The sequence below is a fragment of the Gordonia zhenghanii genome (assembly GCF_021738965.1).
Classification (GTDB): Bacteria; Actinomycetota; Actinomycetes; order Mycobacteriales; family Mycobacteriaceae; genus Gordonia; species Gordonia zhenghanii.
In genome coordinates this window covers 219,053-228,881 of sequence record NZ_JAKKOQ010000004.1, presented here as the reverse complement: position 1 = coordinate 228,881, position 9,829 = coordinate 219,053, and the positions used below count along the sequence as shown (strand labels likewise).

Sequence of the window (9,829 nt, the reverse complement as noted above, 5' to 3'; positions counted from 1 at the left end):
CGACACCGGCCGTTCCCGGTTGTGCACCGCCGCCGGCGAGAGGGTGCTGCCCACTGCCGTCGTCGTCGCTGCGGGCGCCCGCAGCGACGTCCCCGATGTGATCGCCGAGTCGGGCGTGCCGTTCCACACGAATGCCGATGTGATGCGGCTGCCGGAACTCCCGAAGCGCCTGGCGATCCTCGGCAGCGGATTCATCGCCGCCGAGTTCGCGCACGTCTTCTCGGCGCTCGGCACCCAGGTGACGGTGATCGCACGCGGACCCAAGCTGCTGCGCGCCCTCGACACCGACGTCGCCGACCGGTTCACCGAGGTCGCGTCCCGACAGTGGGACGTACGACTCGACTCACCGGTCGCATCCGCGGCACAACTCGCCGACGGCTCGGTGCGTCTCGAGTTCGCCGACGGCGACGCGGTCGAGGCCGACGCCCTCCTGGTCGCGACCGGACGCACCCCGAACGGCGACCGACTCGGCCTGGACAGCATCGGCATCGCACTCACCGACGACGGACGCGTGCCGGTCGACGCGCACGGCCGGACATCCGCGCGCGGTGTGTGGGCTCTCGGCGACGTGAGCTCGCCCTACCAGCTCAAGCACGTCGCGAACCACGAGCAGCGCGTCGTCCAGGCCAACCTGCTGAAGGGGTGGGACGCCGACGATCTCGACTCGTTCGACTACCGGGCCGTCCCGGCCGCCGTGTTCACCCACCCCCAGATCGCGTCCGTCGGCCTCACCGAGGAGCAGGCGCGCGGCCAGGGCGTCGACATCACCGTGAAGGTGCAGAACTACGGCGACGTCGCCTACGGGTGGGCGATGGAGGACACCGACGGCATCTGCAAGGTGATCGCCGAACGCGGCACCGGCCGCATCGTGGGCGCGCATCTGCTGGGTGCGCAGGCGTCGTCGATCGTCCAGCCGCTCGTGCAGGCGATGAGCTTCGGACTCACCGCCCCCGAGATGGCTCGCGGTCAGTACTGGATCCACCCGGCACTGCCCGAGGTGCTCGAGAACGCGTTGTTGGGGCTCGACGTCTGATCGGGACCGCCGGGGTCCGGATCGGTCGAGTCAGAACAGGCTGGACCTCAGGGACACCTCGCTGGCCACGGCGGGCGCTGCGTTCTGCGGCACCCAGTGGTCGACCCCGGCGATCACTGAGAACCGGTAATCGCCGTAGGCGTACCGGCCGCTGAGTTCGGCCTGTTCGCGGCCGAGCGCATCGTCGGCGTCGCTCCACACCATCGTGGTCGGGATCTCGACGGGCGGGCACGCCAGCTTGGTAGCGATGTCACCGGTGAAGTTGGCGCGATACCAGTTGAGGGGCCCGGTGAGCGCTCCCGGCTCGAGCAGCGGCTCGATCTCCGCCGCGCTCACACCGAACGTGCGCAGGCTCGCGCCGCCGTCGGCCGTCAGGCGGTCCTCGGCGTCGGGTTCGACGAACCACTTGATGTACGTCGACCGGTCCCGCTGGTCGCCGGCCATGAGAGCGTCTCGCATGGCCGACGGATGGCCGGTGCTGACTGCAACGAGGCTGGTGAAGCGATCCGGGTTGTTCGCGGCCAGGTGCCACGCGACGATGCCGCCCCAGTCGTGGCCGACGACCATCGAGTACGCGATGTTGAGGTGTCCGAGGATGGCGAGGACGTCGCCGGTCAGCTTGTCCAACGTGTACGCGTCGACTCCCTCGGGCCGTGCGCCCGGGCTGTAGCCGCGCTGGTCGATGGCGACCGTCCGCAGACCGGAGTCGTGCAGACGCGGGATCACGTCGTCCCAGCACCGCGAGTCGACCGGAAATCCGTGCAACAGCACGGCGACGGGCCCGCGGGCCGGTCCGGACAGATGTACGTCGAAACTCAGGCCGTCATGGTCGATGGTCAGGTGTTCGGTCTCCACTCAGCCAGGATAGGACGGTCGGCAGCCCGGGGGCACCCGCCGACAACAATCTGTGCACAGCTCGCATGTCGAGGTGCGAGGTGACCAAGTCGGCTATCGCGTCGAGTTGAGTCTCACGCACCTCCTTCGCCGACACCCGGGACGCTGGAACGAACCCAGGCTTTCCGACCGCTGCCGCCACTTCGAGCAGGTAGGAACGCCGGAAGTCGTCCGCGTCGAGCAGCCCGTGACAGTGGGTGCCCGCGACGGCGCCGCGCCTGGCCCCTTCCGGACCCCTCTCGTCGTCGACGAGCCACGTGTCCTCGGTGCTGCGAGCAATCACACCGTGGTGGATCTCATACCCGGACACTGCGTCCGATCCGCGGTGCCCGACGAACGGACGCAGCGTCTTGTCGGAACGGAACTCGATGTCGACGTCCAGCACGCCGAGCCCGTCGACGGCCCCCCGACCCGACTCGACCGAGTCGACGATCCGGCGCGCGAGCATCTGGAACCCGCCGCAGACCCCGAGTACCGGCCGGGCCGCCCGTGCGCGCTCGACCACGGCGTCGGCCAGCCCGCGATCGCGGAGCCAGTCCAGGTCGGCGAGGGTCGCTCGCGACCCGGGCAGCACGACGAGGTCGGCGGCCCGTACCGCGGCCGGGTCGTCGACCCAGGTGACGTCGACGTCGGGTTCGCACGCGAGCGCTTCGACGTCGGTGGTGTTGGAGGTGCGGGGGAACCGGATCGCGGCCACCGTCAGCCGCGGGCCGCCGGTGTACGCGACGCGCCCGCCGACCCGTCGCCCCACCGGGGATGCGAGGGAGTCTTCGGCGTCGATCCACAGGTCGTCGGCGTACGGCAGCACACCGAGGGTCGGGCGCCCCGTTCGTTCGCCGATCGTGTCGAGGCCGGGCGCGAGCAGAGCCGGGTCGCCGCGGAACTTGTTCACCACGAAGCCCGCGACGAGTGCCTGATCGGCTGGATCCAGGAGCGCGAGCGTGCCGAACAGATGCGCGAGCGAGCCGCCGCGGTCGATATCGGTGACCAGCAGCACCGGCATGCCCGCCGCGCGTGCCAGCCCCATGTTCGCGATGTCGGTGGCTCGAAGGTTCACTTCGGCGATCGAACCGGCGCCTTCGCAGATGACGACGTCGAATTCGTCACGGAGAGAAGCGAGTTCAGCAGCGACGACCTCGGCTAACTCGGTGCGCCTGGCGTGGTAGTCGGCCGCTCCGACGTCGCCGTACGGCCGACCGCGGACGATGACGTGCGATCGGCGGTCGCTCCCGGGCTTGAGCAGCACCGGATTGAAGCGGGTGTCCGGGAGAAGACCGCACGCCGTGGCCTGCAACGCCTGGGCGCGGCCGATCTCCCCGCCGTCGAGGGTGACGGCCGAGTTGTTCGACATGTTCTGGGCTTTGAACGGCGCGACCCGCACACCCTCGCGAACCAAGGCGCGGCACAGTCCGCCGACGATCAGGCTCTTTCCCGCGTCACTGCTGGTTCCACCGACCAGCAACGCGCCGCCCGGCGTCATGCGTCGGGCAGGGTGAGGACCTCGGCGCCGGTGTCGGTCACGACGAGCGTGTGCTCGAACTGGGCAGTCCAGCGGCGGTCTGCGGTGACGACGGTCCAGTCGTCGTCCCACATCTCCCAATCGAGTCCGCCGAGGTTGATCATCGGCTCGATCGTGAACACCATGCCGGGCTCGAGGACCGTGTCGACCGCAGGTTGGTCGTAGTGAAGCACGACGAGGCCGTTGTGGAACGTCTCGCCGATGCCGTGCCCGGTGAAGTCGCGGACGACGCTGTATCCGAACCGATTCGCATACGCCTCGATGACGCGGCCGACCACGTTCAGCGCGCGACCGGGCTTGACGGCCTTGATGGCACGGTCGGTCGCGATCCGCGTGCGCTCCACGAGATCCCGCGCCTCCTGCGAGACGTCGCCGGCCAGGAACGTCGCGTTGGTGTCGCCGTGCACGCCATCGATGTACGCCGTCACGTCGATGTTGACGATGTCGCCGTCCTGAACGACCGTCGAGTCGGGGATGCCATGGCAGATGACCTCGTTGAGCGAGGTGCAGCACGATTTCGGGAACGCCTTGTAGCCGAGAGTCGACGGGTACGCCCCGTGATCGATCATGTACTCGTGAGCGATCCGGTCGAGGCGGTCGGTGGTGACCCCGGGTTCGACGGCGCGGCCTGCCTCGGCGAGCGCATTGGCTGCGATCTTCGACGCGAGTCGCATCTTCTCGATGGTCTCGGGCGTCTGCACCCACGGCTCGTGGCCTTCGGCGACAGTGTCCTTCCACGCATACTCCGGGCGGTCGATGGAGTCGGGAACGGGCAGGATCGGCGAGACGACGCCAGGAGTCAACGGAGAACGAACTGTCATGTCCCGATTATTTCACGTCACGGTTCGCCGGACGCCCCGGCTCACTCGCCGACCCCGCGGGACCGGACGGTCGCCATCGACCGAGGATAGGTAAGGTGGTCCTAACAGTTCATTCCAGACAGGCAGGCTCGACGGTGGTCCACTCTCCGCGTATGCGCGTGGCGGTACTGCTCGCGGCGGCACTGCTCGCGGTGACGGGTTGCACGACCGAGCCGATCGACACCGGAGCTCTGCAGTCCGAGTCGACTGCTCCCCTGCGAGGGGGGCCTACAGTCGCGCACATCGCCGACGAGGACGTCGTCCCGGTGCAAGCCGATCCACCGGCGCCCGCGAAAGCGGACCGGATCGTCGCCCTCGACCGAAACGGCACGCTCGGCACGATCGTCTACGCGCTCGGTCTCGGATCGCATGTCGTCGGCCGCGACAAGTCGACGACGTTCCCGTCTGCGCTGGGTGTCCCCGAAGTGACCGAGACCGGGCACGCGATCAACACCGAACGCGTCCTCGACACCGATCCGACGATCGTCCTGGCGGGGACCGACGCCAACCCGACGACGGCGGTCGATGCGCTGCGCGACTCCGGAATCGACGTCGCGACCTTCGACTCGGAGCGATCGGTCGCGACCTCGCCGAAACTGATCCGCGACGTCGCGGCCGCGCTGGGGGTCCCCGAAGCGGGCGAGCAGTTGGTCGACCGGACGCAGGCCGAGATCGACGTGGCCGAGCGCTCGATTCCCGACCCGTCCGGTGATCCGACGATCGCGTTCCTGTACATCCGCGGTGAACACCTCATCCTGTTGGCCGGGCCCGACTCCGGCGCCGACGACCTCATCGAACAGCTCGGCGGAGTCGACGCCGGAACAAAGGCGGGCCTGTCGGCTCCGTTCACCCAGGTGAGCACGGAGAAGATGATGCGGGCCGATCCGGACGTGATCCTGGTGATGACACAGGGCGCCGATTCGGTCGGCGGCATGGACAAGGTGCTCGAGATGCCCGCCGTCGCCGAGACGAAGGCGGGCCGCGCCAAGCGGATCGTCGCGATGGACGAGACCCAGATCCTCATGTTCGGTCCGGACACCGGCCAGGTACTGCAGGCGCTCGCGAAGGCGATCTATGTCTGACGGGCCGTCAGCGGTGCGTGCACGGATCCTGCGCGTCTCCCGCAGCCGTACCGCGATCGCCTGCGGAGTCCTTCTGGTGCTCCTCGGCGTGATCGTCGTCTTCTCGGCAGGCACCGGCGCGGTGCACGTCTCCCCCGCCGAAGTCCTCGGCTCCATCGCGCACCACTGGCACCTCGACATCGGGCCGTTGCCGTCGCATCCGAACGGCGAGAACGCGCTGTGGGTCACCAGGTTCCCGCGCATCGTGCTCGGCCTGCTCGTCGGCGTCGCGCTCGGCGCAGCAGGCTGTCTCCTCCAGGGCATGCTCTCCAATCCGCTCGCCGAGCCCGGCATCATCGGCATCTCGTCGGGCGCCGCGGTGGGCGCGTGCCTGATGATCGTGATCGGCGGCACCGGGACCAACGGGTGGGCGATCGCGGGCGCGGCCGGTCTGTTCGGGCTGCTCACCACCTTCGCCGTCTACACGCTGAGCATGCGCGACGGCGCCTCGTCGACCGTGATGCTCGTGCTGACCGGTATCGCAGTGAACGCCTTCGCCCTCGGCATCATCGCGTACCTCACCTATGTCGCGAGCACGGCGGCACGCGAACAGATCGTGTTCTGGCAGCTCGGTTCGCTGGCAGGCAACGTGACCTGGGACCAGGTCAAGATCGTCGCGCCACTCGTGGTCGCGGGAGTCGCGGGCGGCATGGTGCTGGTCCGCAAACTCGACCTCCTCGCGCTCGGCGAGGTACAGGCTGCCGCCCTCGGCATCAATGTCGAGGTGGTCCGGCGCCAAGTGATCGTGCTGGTGGCGATCCTCACTGCCGCGGGCGTCGCATTCACCGGCATCCTGATGTTCGTCGGTCTCATCGTCCCGCACGTGATGCGTCTGATCGTCGGGCCGCGGCACGCGATCCTGCTGCCTGCCAGTGCCCTCGGCGGCGCACTCGTCGTCGCGGCGGCCGACCTCGCGGCGCGCACACTCACTGCGGGCGAACTCCCGCTCGGCATGCTGACGTCACTGATCGGCGGTCCCGCGTTCTTCATCTTGTTGCGCCGACGCAGCGCCGGTGCCGGATGGTGACCGCAACGCGCCCCGGGGCGCCGATCTCCGTCGACTCCGTCACCGTCGAACTGGGCCGCCGCCCCGTGGTGCGCGACGTGACGTTCGACGTCGCTCCGGGCGAACTCGTCGCGCTCGTGGGACCGAACGGGTGCGGCAAGTCCACGCTCCTGTCGGCGATCTCCGGCATCCGGACGCCCACCAGCGGCCGCGTGATGATCGGCGACGACGACGTCGCTCACCTCGATGCCCGGTCGCTCGCCCGCCTCCGGTCGCTCGGCACCCAGTCGAATCGGCTCGACACGCCGTTCACGGTCCGGGAAGTGGTCGAGATGGGTCGCTACCCGTGGACACGCACACCGGAGGCCACACACTCGGAGGAGTTGATCGACGCCGCCGTCGCCGAATGCTCGCTCGACGACCTCGTCGACCGCCCCTTCGCACACCTGTCCGGCGGGCAGCAGGCTCGCGTGTCACTCGCCCGCTCCCTCGCCCAGCACACCCCTGTCCTGTTGCTCGACGAACCGACCGCGGCCCTCGACATCGGGCACAGCGAACAGGTCCTGTCGATCCTGTCGGCGCGCGCGAAGGCCGGGGCGACCGTCCTGCTCGTGCTGCACGACCTGTCCCTGGCCGCCGCCTACGCCGACCGCGTCGCCGTCATGAAGGACGGCCTCGTCCGCGCCGTCGGGCCGGTCCCGGACGTGATGACCGAAGAACTCCTGTCGAGCACGTACGACCACCCGGTGATGGTGTTCGACCATCCGGAGACCGGCGAACGGATGATCGTCCCGCGTCGGTGACGACCCGCCCTCAGTGACGTCTCTCGACGACGAGAGTGGCGATCCCGACAGCGATGAACGCGAGTCCGCCGACCAGGGTGAGCCAGAGGCCGAACCCGACCGAGAAGTCGAAGACGAACCCGAACCCGGTCACCTGAGAGTCACCGACACTCGAGATGTCCACGATCGCGATCAACGTGACGATGACCCCGACGACGACCGACACGATGCCCGCGATCCGCGGAAGCAACTGCTGCCGGGCCGTGAGGAAGATCGCCGCCACCGCGACTGCGCCTGCGATCACCGCGACGATCAGGGTGAACACTCCGTCGCCGCCGCCCTGCGCACCGGACACGGACCCGCCGTCGAACGACACCCACGGAAGGAACGCAGCGACGAACACGACGAACGCGACCACCGCCGTCGCTCCGAGAAACGGCATGAGTCTCGGATTGACCGTTGCGGTCGGCGCCGCCGGAGATGGATACCCGCGCCCGACGTCACCGAAGGCCGCATGCCCGCCCATACCGGGATGTCGACCGCCGGGTTGCTGAAAGCCTGGTTGAGCGCCGGGTTGCTGAAATCCGGGTGGAGACTGGGGCGCGATCGGTAGAGACTGGGGCGGAGCCTGCGGGACTCCTGGTGATGGGTACTGCAGGCCTGGATCCTGGGGATTGGGAGGGGTCGGACCGCTCATGACCTTGACCGCCTTTCGTGACGAAGGTCACATGATCATGTCATGCCGCGGTTGTCTGAGTCATCCGATTAGTGCACTATTCATCCGCGCAGCCTAGTCATCCGTCACGGACGGAAGTCTGCGGGAATCCCGGCGAGGAAGTCCCGGGTGATGCCGACCGCCGCGTCCGATCCGCCGCCGAGGACGATCAGCGTGGCGAAGGCGATGTCGCCCCGGTACCCGGCGAACCACGCGTGCGATCCGCCGTTCACTTCCGCCTCGCCCGTCTTACCGAACACCTCGCCCTGATCGGCGATCGTCGACGCCGTGCCCTCGGTAACCACCGACCGCATCATCGGGCGCAGTCGCGCGTAGACGTCGCCGTCCAGCGAGACGTCCGGCCCGGTCACCTTCGTGTCGCGGCCGTTGATCAACTGCGGCACGGGCAGTCGGCCGGTAGCCGCGGTCGCCGCGACCAAGGCCATGCCGAGCGGGCTGGCCAGCACGGTGCCCTGACCGAAACCGTCTTCGCTGCGCAGCACCAGCTGCGGTTCGATCGGAACCGACCCCGATTCGGCTTCGATGCCTGCGATGTCGTACTCGGACCCGAGCCCCATCGCCGCACCCGCATGCGCGAGGTCGGACGGTCCCATCTGCGATGCCAAGTGCGCGAACGTCGTGTTGCACGACGCGGCGAACGCCTGCTGCAACGTCACCGCGCCGAGCGCGAATCCGTCGTAGTTGGGGATGGTGCGGTCGCCGATGGTGATCTCGCCGGGACAGTTCACCATCGCGTCCGGACGCGACAGATCGGCACTCATCGCGGCGGCCGATGTGACCATCTTGAACGTCGAACCGGGCGGATACTGACCTGCGGTCGCAGGCAGGCCGACCCGGTCGGCGTCGCCGTTCTGGGCGATCGCCAGGATCTTTCCGGTCGACGCCTGGACCGCCACGGTCATCGCCGCATGCCCCTGCACCGCGTTCACAGCACGCTGCGCTGAATCCTGCACCGAACGCGACAGGGTCAACGACACCGCAGGCGCCGGAACACTCGGCTCCTGATGCACGACGTCGGCGACGACTCCGTTCGGATTCACCACGGCCACTTGCCATCCGGGCTTCCCGACGACGTCGGCGCCGACCGTGGCTCCGACCCGCGTCAACACTGCCGACGCGAAACGGGGGTCGCGAGGTTGCAGTACCGACCGTTCATTCAGAACGATGCCCGGCAGGTCGAGTTCCCCGCGAAGTCGTTCGACGTCGCCCGCGGGCAGCACGCCGATCGGCAGGGGCTCCGCAGATGCGGTCGCCTGCTCCGCGAGCCGTTGCACCGACAACCCGGGCACGAACGGACCCATCACCAGCACCAGGCGCGCCGCCGACCCCACGACGTCGCCGCCCTCGATCGCCGCGCGCCCGTCGAACGACACGGAGGTGACGATCCCGTTGACCATCACCTCCGAGCCGTCGGACTCGTTGACCGACGCGCGCGGCGGGCTGAGGTCGCTGAGCAGGAGCCGCTGGTCGGCGCCCAGATGCGGATGGACCGCCGTCGAGGACCACCGGACGGCCCAGCCGGTGTCGCTGCGCCCCATCGAGAGCGTCGTGTCGTACTCCCAGGTCCGTCCGCGCGGCAGTGTCCACGTGTAGGTGACGTCGACGTCCGCGATGTCCTGGTCGAGGTGGACGCGCCCGGTCCGCGCGGACAGCGACTGCGCCGCCAACCCCTCCCACGCGCCAGCCAACACGGTCCGCGCGCGATCCGGCACGGTGGTCTGCGCCGCGGCGGCGTCGACGTCATGGTCGGCGAATGCACCGACGAACGCATCTGCGGCAGCGCGCGGCCCGTCGTCGTCCGACGCGCAGGCAGCGGCCGTCACCACGAGCAGGAGCGCACACAGCACAGCGAGAAGTCGTCGGAGAGGCATCGTGGAC

9 protein-coding genes are annotated in these 9,829 nt (G+C 69.0%); 4 read left to right on the top strand and 5 right to left on the bottom strand.

Going from position 1 to position 9,829, the window contains the following annotated elements:
- A partial coding sequence (locus tag L5G32_RS04705) for a mycothione reductase (protein ID WP_237009863.1) occupies window positions 1–1,033 on the top strand: 1,033 nt, incomplete at its 5' end.
- A 30-nt stretch (window positions 1,034–1,063) separates the two neighbouring features.
- Here the strand turns inward: L5G32_RS04705 and L5G32_RS04700 are convergent.
- Genes L5G32_RS04700 through map form a run of 3 tightly spaced genes read right to left on the bottom strand, consistent with a single transcriptional unit; the run spans window position 1,064 to window position 4,267 of the window.
- Window positions 1,064–1,888: an alpha/beta fold hydrolase gene (locus L5G32_RS04700; protein WP_237009862.1), complete on the bottom strand. Its 825-nt coding sequence runs from the start codon at window positions 1,886–1,888 to the stop codon at window positions 1,064–1,066.
- Complete coding sequence (locus tag L5G32_RS04695; protein WP_237009861.1) at window positions 1,857–3,407, bottom strand: cobyric acid synthase; 1,551 nt, start codon at window positions 3,405–3,407, stop codon at window positions 1,857–1,859. Before L5G32_RS04695 ends, L5G32_RS04700 begins: the two co-directional genes overlap by 32 nt.
- The gene (gene map, locus L5G32_RS04690; protein WP_237009860.1) at window positions 3,404–4,267 is read right to left on the bottom strand and encodes a type I methionyl aminopeptidase; all 864 of its coding nucleotides are present in this window, start codon (window positions 4,265–4,267) and stop codon (window positions 3,404–3,406) included. Before map ends, L5G32_RS04695 begins: the two co-directional genes overlap by 4 nt.
- Window positions 4,268–4,419: 152 nt before the next feature.
- On the opposite strand from map, the gene L5G32_RS04685 reads away from it, so the two are divergent.
- The 3 genes from L5G32_RS04685 to L5G32_RS04675 are packed head-to-tail and all read left to right on the top strand — an operon-like array spanning window position 4,420 to window position 7,236.
- Window positions 4,420–5,388 carry a heme/hemin ABC transporter substrate-binding protein gene (locus L5G32_RS04685; protein ID WP_237009859.1) on the top strand — a complete coding sequence of 323 codons (969 nt, stop codon included), beginning with the start codon at window positions 4,420–4,422 and terminating at the stop codon, window positions 5,386–5,388.
- Window positions 5,381–6,454: a FecCD family ABC transporter permease gene (locus L5G32_RS04680; RefSeq protein ID WP_237009858.1), complete on the top strand. Its 1,074-nt coding sequence runs from the start codon at window positions 5,381–5,383 to the stop codon at window positions 6,452–6,454. Before L5G32_RS04685 ends, L5G32_RS04680 begins: the two co-directional genes overlap by 8 nt.
- Window positions 6,448–7,236, top strand: a complete 789-nt coding sequence (locus L5G32_RS04675) for a heme ABC transporter ATP-binding protein (protein ID WP_237009857.1) — start codon at window positions 6,448–6,450, stop codon at window positions 7,234–7,236. Before L5G32_RS04680 ends, L5G32_RS04675 begins: the two co-directional genes overlap by 7 nt.
- A 10-nt stretch (window positions 7,237–7,246) precedes the next feature.
- On the opposite strand, the gene L5G32_RS04670 is transcribed toward L5G32_RS04675, so the two are convergent.
- Window positions 7,247–7,657, bottom strand: coding sequence for a hypothetical protein (locus L5G32_RS04670; protein ID WP_237009856.1), 411 nt, complete (start codon window positions 7,655–7,657; stop codon window positions 7,247–7,249).
- A 359-nt stretch (window positions 7,658–8,016) separates the two neighbouring features.
- Window positions 8,017–9,822, bottom strand: coding sequence for a penicillin-binding transpeptidase domain-containing protein (locus tag L5G32_RS04665; protein ID WP_237009855.1), 1,806 nt, complete (start codon window positions 9,820–9,822; stop codon window positions 8,017–8,019).
- Between the last annotated feature and the right edge of the window lie 7 nt (window positions 9,823–9,829).